At 51.6% G+C, this 25,366-nt stretch carries 22 protein-coding genes; 5 read left to right on the plus strand and 17 right to left on the minus strand.

The annotated features are described in order from the left end of the window. Nucleotides 1-6: 6 nt before the first annotated feature. Complete coding sequence (gene purH / locus BZG84_RS10115) at nucleotides 7-1,596, minus strand: bifunctional phosphoribosylaminoimidazolecarboxamide formyltransferase/IMP cyclohydrolase (protein WP_077479069.1); 1,590 nt, start codon at nucleotides 1,594-1,596, stop codon at nucleotides 7-9. 264 nt (nucleotides 1,597-1,860) lie between these two features. Between purH and zntR the strand changes: the two genes are divergently transcribed. Next, on the plus strand, nucleotides 1,861-2,295 hold the full coding sequence (gene zntR, locus BZG84_RS10120) for a Zn(2+)-responsive transcriptional regulator (RefSeq protein WP_077479070.1): 435 nt from the start codon (nucleotides 1,861-1,863) through the stop codon (nucleotides 2,293-2,295). 89 nt (nucleotides 2,296-2,384) lie between these two features. On the opposite strand, the gene fis is transcribed toward zntR, so the two are convergent. From fis to prmA, 3 genes are all read right to left on the minus strand, one after another. After that, nucleotides 2,385-2,681: a DNA-binding transcriptional regulator Fis gene (fis, locus tag BZG84_RS10125; protein WP_002542007.1), complete on the minus strand. Its 297-nt coding sequence runs from the start codon at nucleotides 2,679-2,681 to the stop codon at nucleotides 2,385-2,387. A 22-nt stretch (nucleotides 2,682-2,703) separates the two neighbouring features. Continuing rightward, on the minus strand, nucleotides 2,704-3,669 hold the full coding sequence (dusB, locus tag BZG84_RS10130; RefSeq protein ID WP_069587013.1) for a tRNA dihydrouridine synthase DusB: 966 nt from the start codon (nucleotides 3,667-3,669) through the stop codon (nucleotides 2,704-2,706). Nucleotides 3,670-3,898: 229 nt separating this feature from the next. After that, nucleotides 3,899-4,786, minus strand: coding sequence for a 50S ribosomal protein L11 methyltransferase (gene prmA, locus BZG84_RS10135; protein ID WP_077479071.1), 888 nt, complete (start codon nucleotides 4,784-4,786; stop codon nucleotides 3,899-3,901). A gap of 251 nt (nucleotides 4,787-5,037) precedes the next feature. Here prmA and BZG84_RS10140 point away from each other — a divergent pair, with 251 nt between their 5' ends. After that, nucleotides 5,038-7,002 carry a methyl-accepting chemotaxis protein gene (locus BZG84_RS10140; RefSeq protein WP_158074928.1) on the plus strand — a complete coding sequence of 655 codons (1,965 nt, stop codon included), beginning with the start codon at nucleotides 5,038-5,040 and terminating at the stop codon, nucleotides 7,000-7,002. 72 nt (nucleotides 7,003-7,074) lie between these two features. Here BZG84_RS10140 and accC read toward each other — a convergent pair whose 3' ends face one another. From accC to BZG84_RS10170, 6 genes are all read right to left on the minus strand, one after another. Continuing rightward, the gene (gene accC, locus BZG84_RS10145; protein ID WP_069586982.1) at nucleotides 7,075-8,418 is read right to left on the minus strand and encodes an acetyl-CoA carboxylase biotin carboxylase subunit; all 1,344 of its coding nucleotides are present in this window, start codon (nucleotides 8,416-8,418) and stop codon (nucleotides 7,075-7,077) included. Nucleotides 8,419-8,429: 11 nt separating this feature from the next. Next, nucleotides 8,430-8,891, minus strand: coding sequence for an acetyl-CoA carboxylase biotin carboxyl carrier protein (gene accB / locus BZG84_RS10150; RefSeq protein WP_077456057.1), 462 nt, complete (start codon nucleotides 8,889-8,891; stop codon nucleotides 8,430-8,432). Between the two features lie 25 nt (nucleotides 8,892-8,916). Next, nucleotides 8,917-9,372: a type II 3-dehydroquinate dehydratase gene (gene aroQ / locus BZG84_RS10155; protein ID WP_077479074.1), complete on the minus strand. Its 456-nt coding sequence runs from the start codon at nucleotides 9,370-9,372 to the stop codon at nucleotides 8,917-8,919. Nucleotides 9,373-9,719: 347 nt separating this feature from the next. Beyond that, the gene (gene acs / locus BZG84_RS10160) at nucleotides 9,720-11,669 is read right to left on the minus strand and encodes an acetate--CoA ligase (protein ID WP_077479075.1); all 1,950 of its coding nucleotides are present in this window, start codon (nucleotides 11,667-11,669) and stop codon (nucleotides 9,720-9,722) included. Between the two features lie 244 nt (nucleotides 11,670-11,913). After that, the gene (locus BZG84_RS10165) at nucleotides 11,914-12,537 is read right to left on the minus strand and encodes a 3'-5' exonuclease (protein ID WP_069586978.1); all 624 of its coding nucleotides are present in this window, start codon (nucleotides 12,535-12,537) and stop codon (nucleotides 11,914-11,916) included. A gap of 1 nt (nucleotide 12,538) precedes the next feature. After that, nucleotides 12,539-14,335 (minus strand): DUF294 nucleotidyltransferase-like domain-containing protein, encoded by a 1,797-nt coding sequence (locus BZG84_RS10170; RefSeq protein WP_077678168.1) that lies wholly within the window; start codon nucleotides 14,333-14,335, stop codon nucleotides 12,539-12,541. Between the two features lie 197 nt (nucleotides 14,336-14,532). Here BZG84_RS10170 and BZG84_RS10175 point away from each other — a divergent pair, with 197 nt between their 5' ends. The 3 genes from BZG84_RS10175 to BZG84_RS10185 all read left to right on the plus strand — a co-directional run bounded on the left by BZG84_RS10175 (nucleotide 14,533) and on the right by BZG84_RS10185 (nucleotide 19,488). Beyond that, nucleotides 14,533-15,714, plus strand: coding sequence for a 3-phenylpropionate MFS transporter (locus BZG84_RS10175; RefSeq protein WP_077456060.1), 1,182 nt, complete (start codon nucleotides 14,533-14,535; stop codon nucleotides 15,712-15,714). Between the two features lie 103 nt (nucleotides 15,715-15,817). Further along, nucleotides 15,818-19,264 carry a hybrid sensor histidine kinase/response regulator gene (locus tag BZG84_RS10180; RefSeq protein WP_077678169.1) on the plus strand — a complete coding sequence of 1,149 codons (3,447 nt, stop codon included), beginning with the start codon at nucleotides 15,818-15,820 and terminating at the stop codon, nucleotides 19,262-19,264. Then, on the plus strand, nucleotides 19,264-19,488 hold the full coding sequence (locus tag BZG84_RS10185) for a hypothetical protein (protein ID WP_077678170.1): 225 nt from the start codon (nucleotides 19,264-19,266) through the stop codon (nucleotides 19,486-19,488). The genes BZG84_RS10180 and BZG84_RS10185 overlap by 1 nt, the downstream gene beginning before the upstream one ends. Before the next feature lie 6 nt (nucleotides 19,489-19,494). Here the strand turns inward: BZG84_RS10185 and BZG84_RS10190 are convergent, their stop codons facing one another. The 7 genes from BZG84_RS10190 to BZG84_RS10220 all read right to left on the minus strand — a co-directional run bounded on the left by BZG84_RS10190 (nucleotide 19,495) and on the right by BZG84_RS10220 (nucleotide 25,204). Then, the gene (locus tag BZG84_RS10190; RefSeq protein ID WP_077678171.1) at nucleotides 19,495-20,016 is read right to left on the minus strand and encodes a hypothetical protein; all 522 of its coding nucleotides are present in this window, start codon (nucleotides 20,014-20,016) and stop codon (nucleotides 19,495-19,497) included. 72 nt (nucleotides 20,017-20,088) lie between these two features. Further along, a complete protein-coding gene (locus tag BZG84_RS10195) occupies nucleotides 20,089-21,816 on the minus strand; it encodes a sodium:solute symporter family protein (protein ID WP_077456064.1) in 1,728 nt (575 codons plus the stop codon). A 12-nt stretch (nucleotides 21,817-21,828) separates the two neighbouring features. Further along, a complete protein-coding gene (locus tag BZG84_RS10200) occupies nucleotides 21,829-22,095 on the minus strand; it encodes a DUF4212 domain-containing protein (RefSeq protein ID WP_069586971.1) in 267 nt (88 codons plus the stop codon). Nucleotides 22,096-22,275: 180 nt separating this feature from the next. Beyond that, on the minus strand, nucleotides 22,276-22,908 hold the full coding sequence (locus BZG84_RS10205) for a MarC family protein (protein WP_077479081.1): 633 nt from the start codon (nucleotides 22,906-22,908) through the stop codon (nucleotides 22,276-22,278). 37 nt (nucleotides 22,909-22,945) lie between these two features. Beyond that, entirely contained in the window at nucleotides 22,946-23,578 is a 633-nt protein-coding gene (locus BZG84_RS10210; protein WP_077479082.1) for a response regulator transcription factor, read from the minus strand. Between the two features lie 87 nt (nucleotides 23,579-23,665). Further along, the gene (locus BZG84_RS10215; RefSeq protein ID WP_077479083.1) at nucleotides 23,666-24,181 is read right to left on the minus strand and encodes a thioredoxin fold domain-containing protein; all 516 of its coding nucleotides are present in this window, start codon (nucleotides 24,179-24,181) and stop codon (nucleotides 23,666-23,668) included. Between the two features lie 48 nt (nucleotides 24,182-24,229). Then, nucleotides 24,230-25,204, minus strand: a complete 975-nt coding sequence (locus tag BZG84_RS10220; RefSeq protein WP_158011483.1) for a helix-turn-helix domain-containing protein — start codon at nucleotides 25,202-25,204, stop codon at nucleotides 24,230-24,232. Between the last annotated feature and the right edge of the window lie 162 nt (nucleotides 25,205-25,366).

The raw sequence follows: 25,366 nt of genomic DNA on the forward strand, positions 1-25,366 counted from the left end.
GCCCACTTAGTGGCGGAAATGGCGCATACCGGTAAAGACCATCGCCATGCCATGCTCATTGGCGGCAGCAATCACTTCGTCATCACGCATCGAACCGCCCGGTTGGATCACGCAGGTGATCCCAGCTTTTGCTGCAGCATCAATGCCGTCACGGAAAGGGAAGAAAGCATCGGAGGCCATCACGCTACCGGCCACTTCGAGCTGCTCATCGGCCGCTTTAATGCCGGCTATCTTCGCCGAGTAGACGCGGCTCATTTGGCCGGCGCCCACGCCGATGGTCATGCTGTCTTTGGCATACACAATCGCGTTTGATTTCACGTATTTTGCCACTTTCCAGCAAAATAGCGCATCGTTTAGCTCTTTGTCTGTGGGCTGACGCTCAGTGACAATACGCAAATCGTCTAAACCGACCATGCCTTGGTCGCGGGCTTGGACTAACAAGCCACCATTGACGCGCTTGCTATCCCAACCTGTGGTGCGTGCTTGCCATTGGCCACACTCGAGAAGGCGTACGTTCTTCTTCGCTGCGACCACTGCTTTGGCGGCCTCACTGACGCGCGGTGCGATGATCACTTCAACAAATTGACGTTCGACAATGGCTTGTGCTGTGTCGCTGTCCAGTTCACGGTTAAAGGCAATAATGCCACCAAATGCTGAGGTAGGATCGGTTTGATAAGCACGTTGATAGGCGCTGAGTAAGTCTTCACCGATGGCAACGCCACAGGGATTGGCGTGTTTTACAATCACGCAAGCAGGCTGTTCAAACTCTTTCACGCACTCTAATGCCGCATCGGTGTCAGCGATATTGTTATAAGACAGCGCCTTGCCTTGTAGTTGGGTGGCCGTCGCCACCGAGGCCTCTTGCGGTTGGGCTTCAGTATAAAAGGCACCCGCCTGATGGCTGTTCTCGCCATAGCGCATGTCTTGCTTTTTGACCCAATGTTGCGTCAGGGTGCGCGGGAACGGCGAATCTTGGCTTTCTTCGGCGTGATGGTAGGCGGGGACTTGGGTGCCAAAGTAATTCGCAATCATGGCATCGTAGGCCGCGGTGTGCTCAAACGCGGCAATGGCTAAATCAAAGCGCGTGGCATGTGTCAAAGACTGCTGGTGCTGATCCATCTCGGTAAGCACGCGATCATAATCTTGGCTGTTCACCACAGTGGTGACGTCGGCATGGTTTTTCGCCGCTGAGCGCACCATGGTTGGGCCGCCGATATCGATATTCTCGATGGCTTGCTCGCGTGTGCAATCTGGGTTAGCAACGGTTTGTGCGAACGGGTAGAGATTCACCACCACCATATCAATCGGTGCGATTTGATGCTGTTCCATCACCGCATCGTCTTGACCGCGTCGGCCCAAAATGCCGCCGTGAATTTTCGGGTGGAGGGTTTTCACGCGGCCATCCATCATTTCTGGGAAGCCGGTATGCTCGGAGACTTCGGTGACCGCAAGGCCGTTTTCTGCGAGTAAACGGGCAGTACCGCCGGTCGATAGCAGTTCGACACCGCGTTGGGCGAGTGCTTGGGCAAACTCGACCACACCGGTTTTATCAGACACGCTGAGTAACGCGCGACGAATAGGACGCAGATTTTCCATGGCTTAGTTCTCTTCACTGACAGATTGAATGCTTATCAAAGCCCATCGCGTCTATCACCACGGATAAGCTTTATTAAACCGCCAAGTGTCAAAGCGGCGATATTCTATCTGATTTTGTTTGCGCAATCGATTGCTATTTGCTGATGGCGACATTTTTATTGTTTTTACACTTCATCTTTTTCTGGTTCGCATGCAATGCTGGTCATAAGGTCGCGGCTTTGCTACAAAAAGAAGGATCAATCGCATTACGATAGAGGAGCGGTGATGACCAAGTTGCTGCAAATCGGTGAGCTAGCCAAGCACTGTGGTGTCTCCACCGATACGCTGCGTTTTTATGAAAAGTCTGGCTTGCTAGCACCGAGTGCGCGCACAGAGGGTGGATACCGGCTTTATGCCGATGATGCCATTAGCCAAGTAATGTTCATTTTGCGCGGCAAAGAAATGGGGTTATCGCTTGATGAAATTCACGAGCTGTCTGACATTCGCGAAGAAGCGACGTTACACACCTGTGCAGAAGTCAAAGGGATCACCCAGCGGCGCCTGAATGAGGTCTCAGAGAAGATAGCCGCACTTGAGCGGGTTAGGCATGCACTGACACGTTTAAATGCCGCCTGCTGCGGTATGGACGACGATGACGCGACCCATTGCTCAATATTAGAAACCCTGGCGGACAGCGAAGATTCCAACCCATGCTGTTAAGGGAAGCTGCGTTGTACCATCAGAGAAAACAAAAACGGGCTAACCGATTGACGGCTAGCCCGTTTTATAATAGCCAAACCAATGATTGATTAGTTCATGCCGTATTTTTTCAGTTTCTTACGCAATGTACCGCGGTTGATGCCCATCATGGTGGCTGCGCGGGTTTGGTTACCGCGGGTGTATTGCATGATGGTATCCAGCAGTGGCTGCTCAACTTCTGCGAGGACAAGCTCATACAGATCGTTGACTTCCTGGCCATTCAATTGCGCTAGGTAGTTCTTCAGGGATGCTTTTACAGAGTCACGAAGTGGCTTTTGCGTAATTTGATCTTGTGAAGTTACAGTCGTTACTGTCAATGCTTCGGAAGTCAGGTTTTGTTCGAACATATTCTGTCAGCTCTTCTCGTATTTATGCAACGTTGTCGAAGTAGCCTTGCAGCGCATCGATCTGCTGTTGTGCATCTTCGATTGCGTTGAAGGTTCGGCGAAAATCGCCAATTTGATCATGCTCTTTCAGGTACCAACCCACGTGCTTACGGGCGATACGTAATCCTTTGAGCTCCCCATAAAAGTGATGAAGCTCTTGAACATGACCCAACAAAATCGTCCTAACCTCTTCTAGTGAAGGGGCAGGCAGGTACTCACCAGTAGTGAGATAGTGGTGGATTTCGCGAAAAATCCACGGGCGTCCTTGAGCAGGACGACCAATCATCAATGCATCAGCACCTGTGTAATCCAGCACATAACGTGCTTTTTCCGGAGAATCAATGTCGCCATTGGCAATCACTGGGATCGACACAGCCGCTTTGGCTGCTTTAATGCTGTCGTACTCTGCTTCCCCTTTGTACATACAGGCGCGCGTGCGGCCATGCAGGGCAAGGGCTTGGATACCACAATCTTCCGCCATCCGGGCGATCTCTACACAGTTCTTATTGTCCGGGTCCCAACCTGTACGGGTTTTCAATGTCACCGGCACATCCACCGCGTTTACCGTGGCTTTGAGGATTTGCTCAATGAGGTCCGGTCGCGTTAGCAAGGCAGAGCCGGCTAACTTCTTATTGACCTTTTTCACTGGGCAACCCATGTTGATGTCGATGACTTGTGCCCCGTTTTCGACACAAAAGCGGGCCGCCTCGGCCATTAGCTCTGGCTCGGCACCGGCGATCTGAACCGAACGAAGGCCAGACTCGTCAATATGAACCATGCGCTTTTGCGATTTGTTCGTTCGCCATAAGGCTGGATTAGACGACATCATTTCACTGACCGCCATGCCTGCGCCGTGCGCAAGACATAACTCACGAAAAGGTCGGTCCGTGACACCTGCCATTGGGGCAACGATCAACGGGACATCCAGGTTATAAGGTCCGATACGCAAAAGCTCTAAATCCTCTGTCAGCCGCTCTGAGTCAGCAAGGGCGCGCATTTTACGCATTTTTGACGCGTCTGAAAAGGACAATATTTGAGCATTGATGGCTTGATTTTTACAGCACTTTTTGTATCAGTCGCGTTTCGCTGATTAATCAAGCATTTCGAGTAGCACGTCAACGATGACTTAGCGACCTTGTTAAGGGTACGGTAAGCCGTTTGTACGACGATGCGAACGATTAAGCGGGTAACTGACCGCTAATTCGGCACCACTCTTCACGCTCTACGATCGGGTCGATAGTGAGGCTGTCGCGGTAGTGATTGGCGACGTCTTCTGCTTGGGTATCGAGGACACCAGACATCGCTAATTGGCCGCCGGGTTTGATGAGTCCTTTGATCACGCCAGACAGCTCACGGAGTGGACCGGCCAGAATATTGGCCACCACCACATCGGCTTGGAGATCGGCCGGTTGGTCTTTAGGCAAATACAAGTGCAGTTGGTCGGCGACACCGTTGCGCTCTGCGTTATCTTTGGACGCCAGTAGTGCTTGAGGGTCGATATCAATGCCAATCACACGCTCGGCACCGAGTTTGATGGCGGCAATCGCGAGGATCCCAGAGCCACAACCGAAGTCGATCACTGTCTTACCGCTGAGGTCGAGTCCGTCGAGCCATTCGAGGCACAGCGCGGTGGTCGGGTGTGATCCTGTGCCAAAGGCGAGGCCTGGGTCGAGCATCACGTTGACGGCATTATCATCAGGGACTTCACACCAAGTTGGGCAGATCCACAGGCGCTCACCAAACTGCATTGGCTTGAAGTTATCCATCCAAGCGCGTTCCCAGTCTTTATCCTCAAGCTGTTCGACCTTGTGGGCAAAGTTGTCCGCCAACAATGGGCTCGCGTTTAACACGGCCAACACGGTCGACATGTCCGCTTGGGCGTCGTATAGCGCCATGATGTCGGTTTCGCCCCACAGACGGGTTTCACCAGGCAAAGGTTCAAAAACAGGCGTGTCTTTGGCATCTAAAAAGGTGACGGAAAGGGCGCCCGCTTCTTCCATTAGTAGGTCGCCAATGGCTTCTGCATTTTCAGCAGTTGCATTCAGTTTTAATTGGATCCAAGGCATGGTGAGGTCCGTATAAAAATTAAACGCTGATTATATCAAATATCTCTCTCCTTGTGATGTACGAGTCTCCGAGGGCGACGCATTTTGCTTAGCAGAATGCGACTATTTGCCTGTTTTTTCTGCCTTAGGTACCGATTATCTTTTTCTGGTTGTTTTTTAACCATTGCATTCATAGGGTTAAATGCTGATTGATTTTTAGGCACGTTTTTTGACTCATTATGCACGCGATTTACCATAGAGGGAGTGCCACCATGAAAGATAATGGGCCAGTAACGCAGAAAGAAGTGAGGTTTGAAGGGCGCGGAGAGCTTGTTTCTGTGACTGACATGAAAGGACGTATTACTTATGTCAACGATGCATTTGTTGACATTAGTGGCTACTCCCTCAATGAGTTAATTGGCAGTGATCACTCTATGGTACGGCACCGAGACATGCCGCCAGCCGCGTTCAATGATATGTGGAAGACCATTAAGGCGGGTAAAAATTGGCGCGGTGTGGTGAAAAACCGATGCAAAAATGGGGATCATTATTGGGTGAATGCCTTTGTATGCCCGGTGGTCAAAAATGATCAGGTTGTTGGCTTTCAATCCGTACGCAGTGAGCCTACCCGTGAGGAAATAGAAAAGGCTGAAGCCTTGTATGCTCGGATGCGCAAAGATAGCTCGATAGCGATGCCTCGACCGTCATGGCTTCAGCGTCTGCAGATAAGACACTTTGTGCGTGGTATGTCCGCAGTCAGTGCGGTACTTAGCCTTGCTGTTGCTTATCAAGCGTTTATTCACGGGCTTATGTTTGCCTTTTATGCCGCTATCGGCACGATCGTGAGCGTAGTTTTATTAGCTTGGGTTGTCCGCCACCGTGTCCTGTTTACGGTGGAAAAAACCACCCGAGCCATGCGCTTGTTGGCCTCGGGTGATCTCGATAATGCGACAGAGCCAGTTCGCTATGACGAGATGGGAGAGCTGGCCGATAACTTTCGTATGGTGAAAGCACGATTTGGGGTCATTATTGGTCAAGTCATGGAGAATACCTCCCGACTGGTGCAGTACGCGGATGGACTGTCAGAGCGTGGCTATACCATGCAAAATCAGATGCATGCTCAAGTGCAACACACAACGCAAGTGGCCAGTGCGATGTCGCAAATGAGCTCGACAGTCGAAGAAGTGGCACAAAATATGACTCGTACCGCTGAAACTATTGAGCAAACCCAAGACAGTACGTGCCGAGGGGATGAGCTGGTATCGGCGGCAAGCGCAAGCATGGAACAATATATGGCAGATTTAGAGCAGACGATTGCTCAGATCCAAGCCAGTGCGGCAGAGAGTGAAAAAATTAGTACGGTCACCGAGACGATCAGCGACATTGCAGAGCAAACCAACTTGCTCGCACTGAATGCAGCCATTGAAGCGGCACGTGCTGGGGATCAGGGGCGTGGCTTTGCGGTTGTTGCCGATGAAGTACGCGGTCTGGCTCAGCGCACGCAGCAAGCGACAGGCGATATTCGCCAGATGTTGGAAGGGTTACGTGTTGGTATTGGACAAGCCTCTGAAAACATCGTGAGCAATAATCAAGTGGCGAAAGAAACCCTCACTCACATTCAAGACTCGAAGCAGATACTTCGTGACATTGTCGATCAAATTAGCCTCGTTCGGGATATGGGCGTACAGGTCGCCACTGCGGCTGATGAGCAGGCGACAGTCACCAAAGAAATGAGTCGTTCTGTCGAGCAAATTCATGAGCAAAGCTCGGCGGCCAGTCAACAAGCCTCAGAAACTGGCGAAGTAGCAAGGCAGCTTACCGAGCACTCGCAAATTCTTAAAGTGGCGTTAGCGGATTTCAAACTCAATGGTGCGAGTGACAAAGCCCACGATTTCTCTGCGATCAAGAATGCGCACTTGGCTTGGAAAAGTAAGATGCGCGCCTTTTTAAATGGCAATGCGGAAGCCATGGATAGAAAAGTGGCGTGCTCTCATCACCATTGCGGGTTGGGTAAATGGTTCTACGGCGAAGGCAAAGATATTGCGGGGCATTTGCCGGCCTATCGCCAGCTTGAAAAGCCACATGCACAGCTGCATCGTACCTTGAAGGACATCATTGACTTGCATGACAAAGGTAATCTCGAAGCGGCAAACAACAAGTATTTAGAGATCGAACCCTTATCGCACCAAGTCGTCGCAGGGATAGAGGCGTTGGAGCAGCAACTTATGCCTCGTTAGTCTCTGTATGGGGAGAAAGAGATGAAAACCTGCCGTCTCGACGCGGCAGGTTTTTTCTATGCGAAATACAGATTAAGACAATCCGAGTTTCTTCTCGAGGTAGTGAATGTTAGCACCACCGTGTTGGAAGTGCTCATCGTTCATAATATCGATTTGCAGCGGAATATTGGTTTTAATGCCATCAATCACGGTTTCGGCCAGCGCATTGCGCATACGAGCAATCGCAACATCGCGGTTCTCACCGTAACAAATCAGCTTACCAATCATGGAGTCATAGTGAGGAGGAACACGGTAGCCCGCATACACATGTGACTCCCAACGCACACCCATACCGCCTGGTGAGTGGAAACGCTCAATTTTACCCGGGCTCGGAATAAAGCGCTCTGGGTCTTCGGCATTAATACGACATTCGACGGCATGGCCGCGAATGCGAATATCATCTTGGGTAAACGACAGAGGCTGACCCGCTGCAATGCGCAGTTGCTCTTTGACCAGATCGACACCGGTAACCATTTCGGTGACAGGGTGTTCAACTTGGATACGGGTGTTCATCTCGATAAAGAAGAATTCGCCGTTTTCGTACAAGAATTCAAAGGTGCCTGCGCCGCGATAACCGATTTCGATACAGGCACGGCAGCAACGCTCGCCGATAAACTTACGCATTTCATCGGTAATCCCGGGTGCTGGCGCTTCTTCAACCACCTTTTGGTGACGGCGTTGCATCGAGCAATCGCGCTCACCGAGATGAATAGCGCCACCTTGGCCGTCTGCCAAGACTTGCACTTCGACGTGGCGTGGGTTTTCAAGGAATTTCTCCATGTACACCATGTCGTTGCTAAACGCGGCTTTGGCTTCGGCGCGGGTCATCGCAATGGCATCCACCAGTTCGGCTTCAGAGCGAACCACACGCATACCACGGCCACCGCCGCCGCCTGACGCTTTGATGATCACCGGGTAGCCAATACGTTTGGCGATGGTTTTGTTCTTTTCCTGATCGCTACCCAATGGGCCGTCAGAGCCAGGAACACAAGGGACGCCTGCTTTTTTCATCGCTTCGATTGCAGAGACCTTGTCACCCATCAGACGAATAGTGTCGGCTTTGGGGCCGACAAAGACAAAGCCAGAGCGCTCTACTTGCTCAGCAAAATCGGCGTTTTCCGACAAGAAGCCGTAACCCGGGTGAATCGCCACCGCGCCGGTGATTTCAGCGGCGCTGATGATACGAGGAATATTTAGGTAGCTTTGGTTGCTCGGCGCAGGGCCGATACAAACCGTTTCATCCGCTAACAGGACGTGCTTTAGATCGCGGTCTGCAGTGGAGTGTACCGCCACCGTTTTAATGCCGAGTTCTTTACAAGCACGCAAAATCCGTAGCGCGATTTCACCGCGGTTGGCGATAACAATTTTATCTAACATACGGCCCTCGCTTATTCGATGATTACGAGTGGTTCGTCGAACTCAACTGGCTGGCCGTCTTCACACAGAATCGCTTTTACCACACCGCTCTTATCTGCTTGGATCTGGTTCATCATCTTCATTGCTTCAACGATACACAAGGCATCACCTGCATTGACTTGGCTGCCAACTTCAACAAACGGTGCTGCATCTGGGCTTGGCGCGCGATAGAAAGTACCCACCATTGGCGAAAGAACTTGGTGACCCGTCGGCTCTGGTGCGCTTGCCGGCGCTGCGGCTGGCGCTTCTGCGGCCGTTGCTGCTGGAGCGGCAGGCGCAGGGGCTGGCATGGCATACTGTGGTGCAGCAAACTGAGGCGCGGCAGGTGATGAACGGCTGATACGTACCGACTCTTCGCCCTCAGAAATTTCGAGCTCAGCAATGCCTGACTCTTCAACCAGTTCGATCAATTTTTTGATTTTACGGATATCCATGGTGTCGTCTCTTCTTGTGTTTGTTTTACTGAGCTGCAAACGCCAAATGGCGCGCAGCTGCCGTTAATGCGAATTCGTAGCCATCTGCTCCCAACCCACAAATTACACCGACAGCCTTGTCAGAGAGGTAGGAATGATGACGGAAGGGTTCTCGAGCATGCACATTGGAAAGGTGCACCTCGATAAACGGGATCCCAACACCGAGCAACGCGTCGCGCAGGGCGACGGAGGTGTGCGTAAAAGCGGCAGGATTGATAATGATAAAATCCATCTCACCCATGGCTTGGTGAATGGCATCGATCAGGTTGGCTTCACTGTTGGATTGTAAGTGCTCAAGGTGAAGCCCTAAGGTTGCCGCTTGGGCATGCAACGCGGCGACAATTTGATCGAGCGTTTGGCTACCGTAGTGATCGGGTTCACGCTGGCCTAGCAAATTGAGGTTTGGGCCATTTAAGACTAAAACACGGTTATTTGTAGACATCTTGACGCTTACTTCTCCTATTTGCTGTCAATATGCAGCACTTTGTGGATTCCAGCCTGATGGCATGCTGAATGGGCTTCAAGCACGCCGATTTGTCCTTAGTGGGCTCAATTATAGAGAATTCACCGCAAATCGCAGCAAAATACTGGTCTAATCAGCACACTTTCCCTTTATGGTGTAGCAAAAACTGTCGCGATTGTCGATTGCTGTACTGTCAAGGTTATGTGTTTTTTATCGACAATAAGGATAGGAGTGGTGTTCGCCCAGACAGTTCAGTGGCACAGATCATAAAAACAAAAAAAGCCGCCCGTAGGCGGCAAAGGTTGCTAAGCAATCGTATCGTTGCGCTACACCACGTTTTCTTTCTCGGCAATCAGCTTGTCGACCACACTCGGATCGGCCAGCGTTGAGGTGTCGCCAAGACTACCTGTATCACCGGTGGCGATTTTGCGCAGAATACGGCGCATGATTTTTCCGGAACGCGTTTTGGGTAAGGCGTCGGTCCAATGGATAAAATCGGGCGTCGCAATAGGGCCAATCTCTTTGCGTACCCACTCTTTCACCTCTTTATGCAGCTCGGCGCTGGGCACCTCACCAGCGTTCAGAGTGATGTAGGCATAAATCGCTTGGCCTTTGATGTCGTGTGGCACACCCACGATGGCGGCTTCGGCAATTTTATCAAAGGCCACCAACGCGGACTCGATTTCTGCTGTCCCCATTCGGTGGCCGGATACGTTAAGGACATCATCGACACGACCTGTAATCCAGTAGTAGCCGTCCTCATCGCGACGCGCGCCGTCACCGGTAAAGTACATGCCCTTGAAGGTTGAGAAATACGTTTGCTCAAAGCGGTCGTGGTCGCCAAACACGGTACGCATTTGTCCCGGCCACGAGTCCAGCATCACCAAATTCCCTTCAGCCGCGCCATCGACAATGTTGCCGACGTTATCAACCAACGCAGGTTGTACGCCAAAGAATGGCCGGGTGGCAGAACCGGGTTTGAGGGCGGTCGCGCCGGGCAAGGGGGTGATCAATATGCCGCCAGTTTCTGTTTGCCACCACGTATCCACAATCGGGCTTTGACGATTGCCAATGGTGGTGTAGTACCATTCCCAGGCTTCTGGGTTAATGGGTTCACCCACCGAGCCCATAATGCGCAGTGAGCTACGTGTCGTTCCCTCAACGGCTTCGTTACCTTTGGCCATCAACGCGCGGATGGCGGTCGGTGCGGTATATAAAATATTCACTTGGTGTTTATCAACCACTTCGCTCATGCGGGCGGTTGATGGGTAGGTGGGCACGCCTTCAAATAAAATCGTCTTCGCGCCATTAGCTAGCGGGCCATAAATGAGATAGCTGTGGCCGGTGATCCAACCCACATCGGCAGTACACCAGAACACCTCCCCGTCTTGATAATCAAAAACGTATTTGAAGGTCATCGCAGCATACACGAGGTAGCCGCCTGTGGTATGCAGTACCCCTTTTGGCGTCCCGGTTGAGCCAGATGTATAGAGGATAAATAAAGGATCTTCGGCATTCATTTCTTCGGGAGGGCAATCGGTTGATGCATTTGCGGTGGCTTCATGCCACCACACGTCGCGACCTTCGTGCCAATCAACTTGCCCCCCTGTGCGTTTGAAAACCAGCACGTTATTGACTGACGTGACTTTGCTGTTGGCAAGGGCTTCATCGACGTTCTTTTTCAATGGTACTGCACGGCCGCCACGAACGCCTTCATCCGCGGTAACCACGACTTTAGCGTTGGAGTCGATAATACGTCCCGCCAGCGCTTCAGGTGAGAAACCGCCAAATACCACTGTGTGCACGGCGCCAATACGGGCACAGGCGAGCATCGCGACCGCGGCTTCCATGACCATCGGCATATAAAGACAGACTACATCACCCTTTTTCACGCCATTGTCTTTAAGCGCATTGGCAAATTGGCACACCTGTTGGTGGAGCTGCTTGTAGGTTAGCGTGGCATCGTCCTTCGGATCGTCTCCTTCCCAAATTAAGGCAACCTGATCGCCTTTGTCGTTAAGATGACGATCGATACAGTTGGCGGCCACATTCAAGGTACCATCTTCAAACCAACGAATATCGACGTGGCCGGTATCAAAAGAGGTATGTTTCACCTTGGTATAGGGTTTGATCCAATCAAGAATTTGCCCGTGTTCGCGCCAAAAGCCTTCGGGATCGGTCACTGATTGCTGATAAAGCGCTTGGTAGGTGGCTTCATCCGCGTGTGCCTTTTGTGCAATTGAAGGCATGACGGGGTATACGTGACTATCGCTCATCCTGTTTCTCCTCGTGTCCGCGTAATCTCATGCGGCGCTTCCATGTCGTGAGATGTCAGGCTGTACCGCTGCCTGGCAAATGAAAACCATGCCCTTAAAGGTGTGACAGTTCGTGGGGTCCGGCAATTAGACTTTAGGATGAGGCCATTGATTTATAAGTATTTTGTGCGCTTGTTGGACCATAGATTGCGGGATTGATCTCACTTTTTGTGCAATACGTGTCGTAACGCTGGGTCGCTGTTGGCTATTGCGAACGTAGCATAGGCATGTCGCCATATTGCAAGCGCACGTAAATCAAAGCGGCGGCGATAGTATCGTCCAGTGCATCATGACGGGCGGGCAAAGGGAGGTCTAAATGGCGACTGATCGCTTCCATGCTGATGTCATGGTAGGCATTGGGCAGTAAACGCTCTAATTGACGTTGATAAATATCGCTAACTTCAATCACGGGATTGGGTAACGGAAAGCCTAAAAAACGCCGTGCGTAGCGATCTAAGATCGTTTTGTCGTAGCGAATGTGGTAGCCAACCAAAGGATGGTTATGGATGAAGGCGATTAACGTCGTCATGGCTTGCTCAGCGCTGACACCCTGTTCAAGATCTTGATGGCGCAACTGATGAATGCGGACCGAGCCTGCGTTCAAGCTTTTTGGCGCCACTAAGGTCAAGGTGAGCGCTTGGCTGGTGAGTATTCGATTCCCTTGAATTGGAGTGGCGGCGATAGTAACGAGTTCTGCACGCTCTGGATCTAAGCTGGTGGTTTCGCAGTCGAGCGAGATCACTGTGCTGCGATCCGAGGGTAAGAAGAGCGCGCGGTAGGACGATGTCCGCAATCGGTAGCGGTACCATTGACGTGACAACCAGTTCACGTTAGTCCCTCACATGGTAGTGATAGGCGAGGGATTCTTTGAACTTTTTCACCACATGTAAACCGTGACGCAAAAGATCTCGCTCACTGGAAGGAAGCGTAGAGACATCGATATAGTTACTCTGTTGCTCACCACTTAATTGTTGGCGTAACCGCAGTCGGATAAATAGCTTCAGCGCCTCGGCGAGATTCTCTGCCGTTTCTTCGGCCAGTGTCCCTATGTTAGCCAGCCTCTCAATCCGCTCAAAGGTATTGGTTTCGCTGACCCCTTTTTCTAGGCTCATAGTGCGAATACCGTGCACAATCGGAAAGATGCCGCCTTTTTTGATGTCGAGCCCTTCTTTACCACTCTTTAATGAGCCAAACACCGTCAAAGGGACTTTGAACGCTAATGCCGGGCGCACAAAGGTATTTAAGGTCAGCATATTGTCGCTGAGCGAGGCTTTAAGTGGCGTTTGAACCGCGTCGATAAGCTGGCTGTCGCCCGCAACAGGATGCGAATCGGCGAGAATGGCTAAATCCATCACGCTTTGATGATTAGCACTTTGCGCTAAGTTACGAATGGTTTGTTGCCATTGAGACGCGCTTTTCACCCACTTGGGGTTACTGACCATCACCTGCCCAGGGCAGGGCGGATAGCCGAGTAGATTTAAGGTATGTGAAAAGGCCTCCATCACGGTTTGGCACTCGGGCCAGGTGAGATCATCGGCCAAAATGAGTGCGTTATCTTGATCGGTTTTAAGTACTTGCTCGCCGCGCCCTTCCGAGCCCATCACCACCAAACAGCATTGCTGCTGATAGGGCTCGGGCACGATGAGGCGAAACGCTTTTTCCATGATTTGTTCATTCACGGTCGCGATGAGCTTCATCACAAAGCGGGTGTGGATACCGTTGTTAAAGAGGGTATGAACCAATTTGCTTTGGCTATTTGCCGCTAACACCAGTTCATCGACGGTTTGCGCGCGTGCAATGCGTAAGTTAAGCACATGAGAATGGGTGGAGAACAAGCTCAGCACTTGTGGAAGATCGAGCGTGCCGACGGTCTGTTCCTGATCATCGACGACACGGACACGCTTCACTCGCTGACGCGTCATGGTGATCATGGCATGAAAGAGAAAGTCACCTCGCTCGACACTGATCACAGGGCGGGTAGCAATATTTCCCACCGGGACCGATTGGTCATGGCCGTCGAGTACCAAGGCATGCAGTAGATTGGTGCGGGTAATAATGCCGCAACTTCCGTCCTCGTAGTCGACCAAGGCGCAATCACAGCGTTGTGCTTTCATTTTTGCGGTGGCGTCCCTAAGGGGCACATCGGGTGTTACGCACAGCGCTGGTTGAATATTGCTATCGTCAATGCGAGTGAGCATGAACTCGGCTAAGTTCTGCTGCTGACGAGCTTGTGCGATTAGCTGCTGACGGCGCTGTAAGTTGGTATCGAAGTAAGCACTAAAATCTTGATTGGTATGATAAATGGCGAGGAACACCTCGGCAGGCAGTAAGTGACATAAAGTATCTTCTAGGGCGCGATATTGGTGCTTGGCGGTCCCGTTTAATATCGCTGGGACATCAAATAGATCATCCGTGGTGTAGTGCGAAAAGGTTTCTTTGCCGTCTTCCGACACCTCTTCCACACTGCCTTTGATAATGATAAAGAGCTGATCGCCACTATCACCGGCGGCGAGCAGCGTATCGCCACGTCGGAAGTAGGCAACGTCTATGGCTTGGCGGCATTGCTTGACTTGGGACGCCGTCAGGCAATCAAACGGTGCATGAGAGGTGTCAAACGGTTCAGGCATAATCGCACTCCCCACAATAATATTTCTAGTGTGTCGCACGTTATCTGTTCCGGCTAGCCGACTTTAGTCTAGCCAGTTGCGGCGAAACCTAGGCTGAGATCAACGAAGTGATGAGGATATTCGCTGAGTAGGGCTTTTTTTCATGTCAAAGAGTTGAGACACTTAGCCGCGAATCTATCTTGATGTGAAGTAATGAAATGAGCTTGTCCCACTGTTCTCCTTTTCGTTGGCTGTCAGAGTACTTTGGCGGTTTCTTTTTCTCTTACGGTGTCTACTTGCCGTTTTGGGCGGTTTGGTTTGATTACATGGGGTTGCATGCCGGGGTGATTGGTACGCTGATTGGCTTGGGCTTTGCAACTCGTTGTGTGGCCAACTTAGTGTTTACTCCCAAAGTGCAGCGGGTGGAGTCGTTACTGCCTGCACTGCGTGGCTTAACCTTAATGGCGTTGTTAACCTGTGCCTTGCACCCTGTAATGGGAGCGAACATTGCGTGGCTTGCGTTGGTGACTGTGCTCTTTAATCTGGCGATTGGGCCATCGGTGCCTTTGTCCGACGCGTTAGCGAACTATTATGCACGTCATCAGATTATCGACTATGGTCGAACACGCTTATGGGGGTCGATTGCTTTTATTGTCGGGTCAAGCTTGACAGGATGGCTGGTAACCGAGGAAACCGCCGCGATTATCCCTTGGGTTGCGATTGGAGGCTTGTCGGCTTGCTTGCTGTTAACCTTACGTCGCCCGACAGTAATGCCGGAAAGTGAGCATGACGCGGCCCACAGTAAGGTGTCGATGCGCCAACTTTTTCGTGACCCCCACATTGTGGTATTCCTGCTGATCGCCTCCTTGCTACAAGGCAGTCATGCCGCGTATTACAGTTTTAGCGCTATCTATTGGAAGCATGCCGGTTACAGCGAAAGCATCGTGGGCTATTTGTGGAGTCTGGGTGTGGTCTCGGAAGTGGCGGTTTTTGCACTGGGCGCACGTCTTTTTGGTGGGTGGTCTGCCAAAGCCTTGTTCCGTCTTGCCGCGCTCGGCGTGTTAGTGCGATGGGGGATCACTGGCTCGACGACAGCCTTGGCGCCAGTGATAATGGTACAACTTCTCCACGGAATTACCTTTGCCGCCGCCCATTTGGGTGCCATGCAATATATTCAACGCGAATGTGGGACGCGCCTTGTCGCGGTACAAGCCGCCTATAACGCCCTCCCCATGGGCGCGGTGGTCGCGGCGCTGACGGCAGCCAGCGGTTGGGTGTATGACTTTTCTCCAGCGTGGACTTTCTATGCGATGGCGTTGCTGGCACTGCCGGCGCTGTTACTGCCTTTGCATGAACCTCAGTACCAACAAGCAAGAAAGGCCCGCTTGCAGCAAAGTTAGCCACGAGGTCCACAAAGCCGAGACAGGAAGATTGAGCCGGTGTCTGTCGCGTGTTACACCCTTCTAGGCGGACGAAAAATACGCAGGAGTCAGGAAGGGAGTCATGACACAAGGCTGGGTAATTGTCTCGGTTTCACTACTGTACATGGGGACGCTGTTTGCCATCGCATGGTATGGCGACAGCCGCCCGCGTTGGCTACGAACGTGGCGCCCTTGGATCTATAGCCTTTCTATCGCGGTCTATTGTACCTCGTGGACTTTCTTCGGTACGGTCGGTCAAGCCTCTAGCTCGCCGTGGTCGTTTTTACCTATCTATTTAGCGCCCATTTTAGTGTTCACGCTGGGATGGCGCTTTCTCGCCCGCATGATCTTAATTGCCAAACGAGAGCACATCACTTCGATTGCCGACTTTATCGCGGCACGTTATGGCAAATCACAAGGATTGGCGGTGGTGGTTACCTTGATTGCTGTCATCGGTGTTCTGCCCTATATCGCGCTGCAGCTGCGCGGTATCGCTATGGGGTTAGATGTGCTTTCGCCTGAGCTCGGAGCCAGCATTGGCCTAGAGCAACCCCAAATAGCATGGTTGGTATGCATCTCGCTCGCGATGTTCACCGTGTTGTTTGGCACACGCCATATCGATAGCACCGAGCACCATCGCGGTATGATGATGGCGATTGCGTTTGAATCGGTGATCAAACTGGTCGCCTTTTTGGGCATTGGCGTATTTGTGGTGGCACTCTTGTTTCAAGCGCCGAGCTTGCCCATGAGTCTCGAAGAGTCTGGCGTAATCGGACGGCCGGATATTGGTAATTTAATCATTCATACCTTTCTAACTGCCGCAGCCATTATTTGTTTGCCGCGTCAGTTTCATACCATGGTGGTGGAGAATACCCGTGCCAGCGATCTCAATACTGCCCGCAAAGTATTCCCTACCTATCTATTACTGATGTTGGTATTTGTTTTGCCACTCGCGTACGCCGGACAAATGCTGATCCCAGACGCCCCAGCGGATACGTATGTGATTCGTTTGCCCTTATCGGTGGGTGCCGAAGGCATGGCGTTATTGGCTTTCATGGGGGGCGCATCAGCGGCGAGTGGTATGGTCATTGTCTCGACCATTGCGCTTGCCATTATGGTCTCGAATGATCTGGTGTTGCCCCTTTTACTGCGGCGGATGAAGATGACGTCGCGTAACTTCACGCAGTTCTCTGGCCTTTTGCTCAACGTCCGTCGCGCCTTAATTTTCCTGATTCTTATTGCCGCTTGGGGCTTTTACCACCTGATTTTAACGGTGCCAACTTTATCAGAAATTGGCTTTCTCTCTTTTGCGGCCATTGCGCAGTTTGCTCCCGCGATGATCGGTGCCTTATATTGGCGCCAAGGTAATAAGAAAGGCGTGTATGCCGGCTTGGCGGTAGGATTTAGCTTGTGGCTGATCACCATGATGACGCAAACCGGCATGCTTGCCGGCGATGGGCAGAGCAACTTGTTGATTTGGGTGATCACACCACCGGCGATTGCGCCTATTGCAACGCTAGATCCCATCGATTGGGGCTTGGCATTTAGTGTGTTAATGAACGCTGCCAGTTTTGTGGCCGTGTCACTGTTAACCCGACCGTCTTTGAGTGAGCGACTGCAAGCCGCCGCATTTGTGGGCATGCCGCTACCAGAAAGTGAAGATGCACGCCTATATCAAAGTCGAGTCACGGTGGCAGAACTGGAAATGCTTGCGGCCCGTTTTGTTGGCCGGCGGCGGATGCGTCAGGCATTTAGCCAATTTGCCGATCAACGTGGTGAAGACTTGATCCCGCAACAGCAAGCAAGTGCCCCTTTGATTCGTCATACTGAACGCGTGTTGGCGGGAGTGTTTGGGGCATCGTCTGCGCGGCTGGTGCTATCGTCTGCCTTACAAGGGCGGAATATGCAGCTGGAAGAAATTGCCACCATTGTTGATGAAGCGTCTGAGTTGTTTGATTTCTCGCGCGGTTTGCTCCAAGGCGCTATTGAACATATTAATCAAGGGATCTCGGTGGTCGACAAACAGCTACGGCTGGTGGCGTGGAACCAACGTTATATTGATATGTTTCAGTTTCCACCCGGATTGATTCAGGTGGGACGCCCGGTCGCTGATTTGATTCGATTTAATGCCCAACGCGGACTTTGTGGACCGGGCGATCCGGAAGAGCATGTAGAGAAACGAGTCCATCATTTAACACGCCGTCAGCCGCATACCTCCTCACGTGTGCACCCTGATGGACGGGTCATTGAGCTCCAAGGTAACCCCATGCCCGGTGGTGGGTTCGTGATGACCTTTACCGACATTACTGCGTTTCGCCAAGCGGAGGCGGCGCTTAAGCAATCCAATGAAACCTTGGAAGCACGAGTGACGGAGCGCACCCGTGAGCTTGAATCCCTCAATAGCCGTTTGATTGATGCCACCCGTAAAGCTGAATCGGCGTCTCAGTCGAAAAGCCGTTTTCTCGCGGCGGTCAGTCACGACTTGATGCAGCCTTTGAATGCGGCGCGCTTATTTGCCTCCTCGCTATCGGAGATTGCCCATAATGCCGACACGCAACGGGTTGCTGGCCACATTGAAAGCGCACTGGAAGGGGCAGAGGATTTGATTGGTGACTTGCTGGATATCTCGCGATTAGAGTCGGGCAAGATGAAAGCACGGATTGAACACTTTGCATTAAATGATGTACTCACGGCATTGGAAGCAGAGTTTGGCGTATTGGCCAACCAACAAGGCATGCGCTTTGATGTTCAACACTGTCAAGGCTGGGTTCGTTCAGATAAAAAACTGCTTCGCCGCGTACTGCAAAACTTTTTGACTAATGCCTTTCGCTATAACCCGAGGGGGCGGGTGTTATTGGGAGTACGTCGCGAAGAAAACCGATACCGTATTGAAGTGTGGGATGATGGAGCAGGGATCCCGCATGATCGTCAGCAAGATATTTTCCAAGAATTTACTCGCCTTGACCGTCAAGGTGCAGAGCAAGGATTGGGGCTGGGACTTGCGATCGCGAAAGGGATCAGCCAGATCTTACAGCAGCCGCTTGGGTTGCGCTCTTGGCCCGGCAAAGGCACGGTTTTTTCTATCTCGGTTGATCAAGGCACTCCCGAGGCCGTGGTGCCCGCCGAGCCGCGCTCACACAGTGATGTTGCAGCGAGTGCGCTGAAAGGATGCCGTGTGCTGTGTGTGGATAACGAAGCCGATATTCTAACCGGCATGGCACAGTTGTTATCGCGCTGGGGGTGTGATGTCCGTTGTGCGCCGGATGTCAGTGGCGCGATGCAACAAATTAATGACGATTGGCACCCAGAGTTTGTGCTCAGTGACTACCATTTAGCTAATCAACAAACGGGGTTGCAGGTCTTACAACAATGTCAGTTGCGTTTAGGGCGCTGTTTCCGTGGCGCGATTATCAGCGCAGATCGCAGTGCTGACATTCAACAATCGGTCACTGGACTGGGGTTTGCTTACATTTCCAAGCCAGTAAAACCACTCAAACTTCGCGCTTTATTACAGCAACGAGGACAGTAATGGATCCATTTAGTATTTCTCGTCTCGACACAGACATTGGCACGGTCCGAGTGGAAGGTCGGTTTAATCCCGTGGATGGACATATCGACATAGACGATCTTGCCCATTTGGACAGCAATGGCTGGACGGACGTGAACCACTGGCTGACGGAGCAGGCCTATGAGCATAAAGTCGCCACGATCGTGCACGCCATTCGTGGCTATTTAATGGGCAGCGATGCGTAGCAAAGACTAGGACGCGTCCTGTGCTTTCTGATGCTCGCTGTAGAATGTTTTATGCTCAATAAAAGTGGTCGGTGCCTCGGCAAAGTAGTAGCTACCATCCACACTCACTGCGAGTCGAATTTGCGCTTGCTCATTGGCGGGGGCGGGAAGCGACACCTGCCAAGTCGTGCCGGTTTCATCTGTCGCTTGCATTGATTGTGGCTGAGGCTCGTTGCCTGTATGCGCCATGCTGATCCTCGCGCCTTCGAGGGGTAACGCGCTCGCTAAACGCAGTGTTAGCCGATTATTCTGCACGCCGTCAGATTCTAATTTTAACTTTATATCGCCATTTTCAAGCTGACAAAAGCCACTGGTGTAACGACAATTTGAGCGAACCGCAAGCGGGTAACTTTGTCCTGACTGGGCCGCTTGAGGGGGCTCAGACACACTGGCATCGACGGCAAAATAAGCGATGATGGCTAAGACTGGCGCAACCAGCATCGCAATGACGACATGCTTGTTCGTTAATAATCGTGTGACCGTTGACATCAGGCCTCTCCTTGGCTGGAAGTAACCAATAGTATAAAAGCCCCCGTAGGGGCTTGATAGGTTAATACTGTATTAGTGTGATTGCGCATCGCCTGCGCCCGATGGCATGCGAACGTGTTCGACCAAATCTTGTACCTCTTGTGGGGTTTCTTTGGTCACTCGAGAAACGAGGATAGCCACCACAAAGTTACAGATTGCACCGACGGCACCAAATGCATTAGGTTCAATCCCTAAGATCCAATTGCTGCCAAGACCTTCTAGGTATGTCCATTCAGGGATAAATAGGATCCCTTTGTGTTGGAATACATAGAACAGGGTGACACTGATCCCCGCAACCATCCCTGCGATCGCCCCTTCCTTGTTGATGGTCTTGGTAAAGATCCCCATCATCAGTACTGGGAAGATTGATGAAGCGGCGAGACCAAAGGCTAATGCCACCGTTCCAGCGGCGAAGCCAGGCGGATTCAGTCCCAAATAGCCAGCACCGGCGATGGCTAATGCCATGGATATCCGGCTCGCCATGAGCTCGCCTTTTTCACTGATATTCGGGTTAACGACCCCTTTGATTAAGTCGTGGGATATGGCTGACGATATCGCAAGCAATAACCCAGCGGCAGTCGACAGTGCCGCAGCAAGACCACCGGCAGCCACTAGTGCAATCACCCAGTTAGGCAGCTTGGCAATTTCGGGATTAGCGAGCACCATGATATCGCGGTCAACACGCAGCTCATTGGTTTCTGGATCAGAGGTGTACTGAATTTTCTGGTCACCGTTTTTGTCTTCAAAACCGAGCAGGCCAGTAGTTTCCCAGTTTTTAAACCAGTCCGGACGCTCGTCGTACAGCAAATTATCACCATTAGGTAGATTGACGGTGTCCATCAAGTTTAAGCGAGCCATCGCGGCGACTGCAGGGGCTGAGGTATACAAAATCGCGATAAAGAAGAGTGCCCAGCCAGCAGAGGTTCGCGCATCGCGCACCTTAGGAACGGTGAAAAAGCGAATAATTACGTGAGGTAGACCTGCGGTACCGATCATCAGCGACATGGTGTAGGCAAACATATTGAGCGTGCTGCCACGCACCGCGGTAGTGTATTCGACAAAACCGAGCTCGGTGACCACTTGGTCGAGCCGGTCGAGCAAATACTGATCCGTACCTGCCATGGTGCTACCCAGGCCTAACTGTGGGAACGGATTGCCGGTGAGCTTCAGCGAGATAAAAATAGCAGGGATCGTATACGCCAAAATAAGCACGCAATACTGAGCAATTTGGGTATAAGTAATGCCTTTCATCCCGCCCATCACGGAATACATAAAGACAATCACCATACCGATTAACAGCCCAGTGGAGTAATCGACTTCCAAGAAGCGTCCAAATGCGACCCCAACCCCTTTCATCTGACCGATAACATAAGTGACCGAAGCGATAATCAAGCAAACCACCGCCACGATACGCGCGGTTTTCGAATAAAAGCGCTCACCGACAAACTCGGGGACGGTAAACTTGCCAAATTTACGCAGGTAAGGTGCGAGGAGTAGGGCGAGCAGCACAAAGCCACCGGTCCAGCCCATCAAAAAGACCGAGCCGCCATAACCCATAAAGGCAATCAAACCGGCCATAGAAATGAAGGAGGCTGCTGACATCCAGTCGGCTGCGGTGGCCATCCCGTTTGCAACGGGGTTAACCCCACCGCCAGCGACATAAAACTCTTTGGTTGAGCCTGCTCGAGCCCAGATCGCAATCCCGATATAGAGGGCGAACGTGAACCCGACAACAATGTAAGTAATGGTTCTTAAATCCATGCGTGTTCCCTCTTACTCGTCGTCTACACCGAACTCGCGATCGAGTTTGCGCATCTGTTTGGCATACACAAAAATGATGCCAAGGAAGGTATAAATTGAGCCTTGTTGAGCGAACCAAAATCCCAATTTATAGCCTGCGATTTGAATCGTGTTGAGGGCATCTACGAATAAGATCCCAAAACCGAATGAGACAACAAACCAGACAATCAGCAAGCTGATCATCAGTTTTACGTTTCTCTCCCAGTAGGCTTTCGCGTGTTCCTTGCTTTGAAACGCCATCGCCATCTCCTTGTTTAACACGTTAATGGAATGTTACATGAAGACGATAGCAGTGGATGGGCAAAGCGACATTGCAACTTTAGTCGAGCCACAAGGGCGCCAATATGGCGAAAAGGCAGGATTTTTGTGAGCTAGGTTGGGCTAGCTCGGGGTGAGCTAGCCACGACTTGCGCCAAAGGTCTAAGTCAGGTGATAAAACTTTTGGATCCCTTCGAGCAAATTAGCAACGGCGACGGAGGCGAGGATTAGCCCCATGACACGACTGACAATCGAGGCGCCGACGTTGCCGATCACTTTGTGTATCACATTGGCCCCAAGGAGTAAGACCAAGGTCGCGGCTAAGACTAAAAACATCACTCCGGCAGTAATGGCTTGCTCAGCAATGGCATAGCGGTTGTTATCCGTGAGCATGACGATGGCCATCATCGCGCCGGGTGAGGCGATAGACGGCACCGCCAAGGGATACACCGCGGTGGCGGCTATCTCGGCCTTATCCACGTTTTCGCTGAGCATTTTGGCTTCTTGACTGGGTTTGCCCTCGCCGAAAATCATGGTTAAAGAAAATAACAGCAATACCAGCCCGCCTGCCGCCTGAAAGGCGGGCAAAGGGATTTGCATGGCTTCGAGTAAAAGCTGACCGACAATTAAGAAGAACAATAAAATCGCGAACGCGATCGCTACCGCTTTTACGGCCACGCGGCGCTTTTGTTTGGGGGTCATGTGGCTGGTTTGCGAGAGATAGATGGGCACGCTACCGACAGGATCGATCACGGCCCATAAAATCACGAATTGCGTAGCAAGAATACTTAACATAAGCGGCGCTCCAAGGTCGAGATGTGGCGCTAGCGTATCAAAGTTCGATATTCGATTGCTGCAATAAAATCACCGCTTGGGTGCGATTTTTTACCCCGAGCTTGCGAAAAATAGCCGTCATATGGGCTTTGATAGTGGCTTCGGAGACCGCTAAGTCGTAAGCGATCTGTTTATTCAGCAAGCCATCGCAAAGCATACGTAGTACTTTGTATTGTTGCGGCGTTAAGGCGGCTAATTTGCTCGACAGGCATTCACTGTCGTCATCGTCACCTAAATCATCAGGAAAGCAGGGGGTGCCTTCGAGGACTTGGGTTAACGATTGTACCAGCGTACGCATATCGCTGGATTTAGGAATAAAGCCGAACGCGCCATGGGAGCGCACTTGACGGATTACACTGGGCTCTTCACTGGCGGAGACTACCACAATCGGCAGCGTCGGGTATTGGTGACGCAGGGCAATTAATCCCGACATGCCATTGGCCCCCGGCATTTTTAGATCCAGTAGCACTAAATCGACCTCAGCATCGCGTGCCAACAGATCGTTCAAACTATCCAGACTATCTGCTTCGAGTAGATTCGCGCCGCTGACAGCCATATGCACTGATTGAAATAAGGCATTTCGAAACAGCGGATGGTCGTCAGCGATCACAATGGTATGTTGCGCTTCCATGGTGTTTATGCCGCTCCCGTGTTTCTTTCAACGCTACCACTGGGTGTGCGGTTTATCAATTTTGTAACAAAGGAACTAAGAGATTGATCATTCCTTGCTTTTGGCCCGAACCATGAGTCCGTGTTCAGAAAGATGGGAGAGAAATGTCTCGGGAGGTAAAAAGCCGGTTACGCGTGCGGTTTCATGTCGTTCACCACTGGGTAGCCAAAAGTCGAGGGTGGGTAAGCCCGCTACATTTTGGCGACGCATAAGGGCAAAATCTTCAGGACGATTATGGCTAAGGTTCACTTTAATCCGGTGCATGCGGTTAAGTTGCTGAGCCACGTCGGGATCGGTAAAGGTTTGTGTGGCGAACTGCTTACACGGAATGCACCAATCGGCGTAGTAATCGACAAAGGCGATTTTCTGACTCGCGGCTGCGTTGGCGAGCTCTGCATCAAGCGCTGTTTGGCTGTTGACGGTCACAAACGTTGGCGCCTCGACGGTATGCGATGCGTTTGCAGGCGCGGTGGCTTGTTGCGAGTGAACAATATAAAGCGCACTGGCGCCTAATGCGGCAATCAACGCCCCAGCCGTCAGTGCGAAGCGGCGACCCTGTCTCATACTTTTTCCTTTTCATGCTAATAGGATGAGTATACACAAATACCATGATCACACCGCATGGGTGTGCGACTGGATCAACTGCCCGGGCGTCATACCAAACTGACGCTTAAATGCGGTGACGAAATTAGAGGGATGATGGTAGCCCGCCCAGTAAGCCGCTTCGCCAATTGACATTGCCTCATGCAGTAACTTTTCTTTGACCACCGCGAGCCGGCGGCGCCGAATGTAATCAGACACGGGCACGCCCAGATGGGTACGAAAACGACGCTGCAGTGTGCTGCGGCTCAGGCCGCAAGCCTGCGCGATGGTCGATAAGGTCAATGCGGTATGCAGTTTGGTCTCAATATACGCGACGGCTTTTGCGACTTGCGGTTCATGGGTGGTAGGGATGTGTTCGACAACAGGCTCAATGATCCGATGAGCGGCTTGGTCACACAGATGCTTGATGATGGTGAGTGCATGTAGATGCTGGGTCAGGGGATCAGCCTCATGTTGCCGATTAATACTGGGCAATAAGGCGCGAATGGAGTCAAGTATGGAGGTACTCGGTTGCCAGCGTACACTGCCTAAATGATGGCGATGCAAGCCACTAAGCAGTGGCAAGGCTTGCTCGTCTGCATAGCCATTAAGCCAATCGGGGGGTAGCAGTATATTCACTTTTTTCAGGTGGTTACCTTCAATTAAGCGACGGCGAAAGGTGCTATCACGACCCACGGAGACGGCAAGCGCTTGGGGCTGGTGGCGTGCATCACACCGATAGGTGTGGCCATCGTAGGCAAACTCTAGCACGCCCTCGAGTACTATCACTAGCGTGATCCCCAGATGGGCACGGTGGAGCACATTGGCATCACATAACTCATCGGTGATCCCGCCATCGATCTGCAATCCACCTGGGCATAAGGTATGTGAGAACTGCCCACGTACCAAAGATTGCGTTCCTTGCGAGTGGTTAGCCATGATCTCGGCGTGACCCTCTGTGCTGGATTCTCGTTGTGTGCAAACAACAGACACGGGTGCTGCCATAGTTTTCCCCCTTAACATGCTGCATCAACGCGCTATGCATAAAAGCTCTGCACATAAAAGCTCTGCGCATAAAAGCTTGATGCACGCACATAATTCTTTTTTCTTCCTGAAAATCACTTAAACGTTAACATAAATGCGAATTAGTATCATTTAGTTGTTTGG

Source organism: Salinivibrio sp. PR932 (assembly GCF_001996125.1).
In the GTDB taxonomy this organism is placed as follows: Bacteria; Pseudomonadota; Gammaproteobacteria; order Enterobacterales; family Vibrionaceae; genus Salinivibrio; species Salinivibrio proteolyticus.

Bases quoted from the DNA above. Each gene is read 5' to 3' on its own strand.
- BZG84_RS10215 (WP_077479083.1), bottom strand. From the start codon at position 24,181: ATGAGACAGGGTCGCCGCTTCGCACTGACGGCTGGGGCGTTGATTGCC.
- BZG84_RS10185 (WP_077678170.1), top strand. From the start codon at position 19,264: ATGGATCCATTTAGTATTTCTCGTCTCGACACAGACATTGGCACGGTC.
- purH (WP_077479069.1), bottom strand. From the start codon at position 1,596: ATGGAAAATCTGCGTCCTATTCGTCGCGCGTTACTCAGCGTGTCTGAT.
- BZG84_RS10140 (WP_158074928.1), top strand. From the start codon at position 5,038: ATGAAAGATAATGGGCCAGTAACGCAGAAAGAAGTGAGGTTTGAAGGG.
- BZG84_RS10190 (WP_077678171.1), bottom strand. From the start codon at position 20,016: ATGTCAACGGTCACACGATTATTAACGAACAAGCATGTCGTCATTGCG.
- fis (WP_002542007.1), bottom strand. From the start codon at position 2,681: ATGTTCGAACAAAACCTGACTTCCGAAGCATTGACAGTAACGACTGTA.
- BZG84_RS10170 (WP_077678168.1), bottom strand. From the start codon at position 14,335: ATGCCTGAACCGTTTGACACCTCTCATGCACCGTTTGATTGCCTGACG.
- BZG84_RS10175 (WP_077456060.1), top strand. From the start codon at position 14,533: ATGAGCTTGTCCCACTGTTCTCCTTTTCGTTGGCTGTCAGAGTACTTT.
- BZG84_RS10195 (WP_077456064.1), bottom strand. From the start codon at position 21,816: ATGGATTTAAGAACCATTACTTACATTGTTGTCGGGTTCACGTTCGCC.
- BZG84_RS10210 (WP_077479082.1), bottom strand. From the start codon at position 23,578: ATGGAAGCGCAACATACCATTGTGATCGCTGACGACCATCCGCTGTTT.
- BZG84_RS10205 (WP_077479081.1), bottom strand. From the start codon at position 22,908: ATGTTAAGTATTCTTGCTACGCAATTCGTGATTTTATGGGCCGTGATC.
- acs (WP_077479075.1), bottom strand. From the start codon at position 11,669: ATGAGCGATAGTCACGTATACCCCGTCATGCCTTCAATTGCACAAAAG.
- accB (WP_077456057.1), bottom strand. From the start codon at position 8,891: ATGGATATCCGTAAAATCAAAAAATTGATCGAACTGGTTGAAGAGTCA.
- BZG84_RS10220 (WP_158011483.1), bottom strand. From the start codon at position 25,204: ATGGCAGCACCCGTGTCTGTTGTTTGCACACAACGAGAATCCAGCACA.
- accC (WP_069586982.1), bottom strand. From the start codon at position 8,418: ATGTTAGATAAAATTGTTATCGCCAACCGCGGTGAAATCGCGCTACGG.
- BZG84_RS10200 (WP_069586971.1), bottom strand. From the start codon at position 22,095: ATGGCGTTTCAAAGCAAGGAACACGCGAAAGCCTACTGGGAGAGAAAC.
- zntR (WP_077479070.1), top strand. From the start codon at position 1,861: ATGACCAAGTTGCTGCAAATCGGTGAGCTAGCCAAGCACTGTGGTGTC.
- BZG84_RS10180 (WP_077678169.1), top strand. From the start codon at position 15,818: ATGACACAAGGCTGGGTAATTGTCTCGGTTTCACTACTGTACATGGGG.
- prmA (WP_077479071.1), bottom strand. From the start codon at position 4,786: ATGCCTTGGATCCAATTAAAACTGAATGCAACTGCTGAAAATGCAGAA.
- aroQ (WP_077479074.1), bottom strand. From the start codon at position 9,372: ATGTCTACAAATAACCGTGTTTTAGTCTTAAATGGCCCAAACCTCAAT.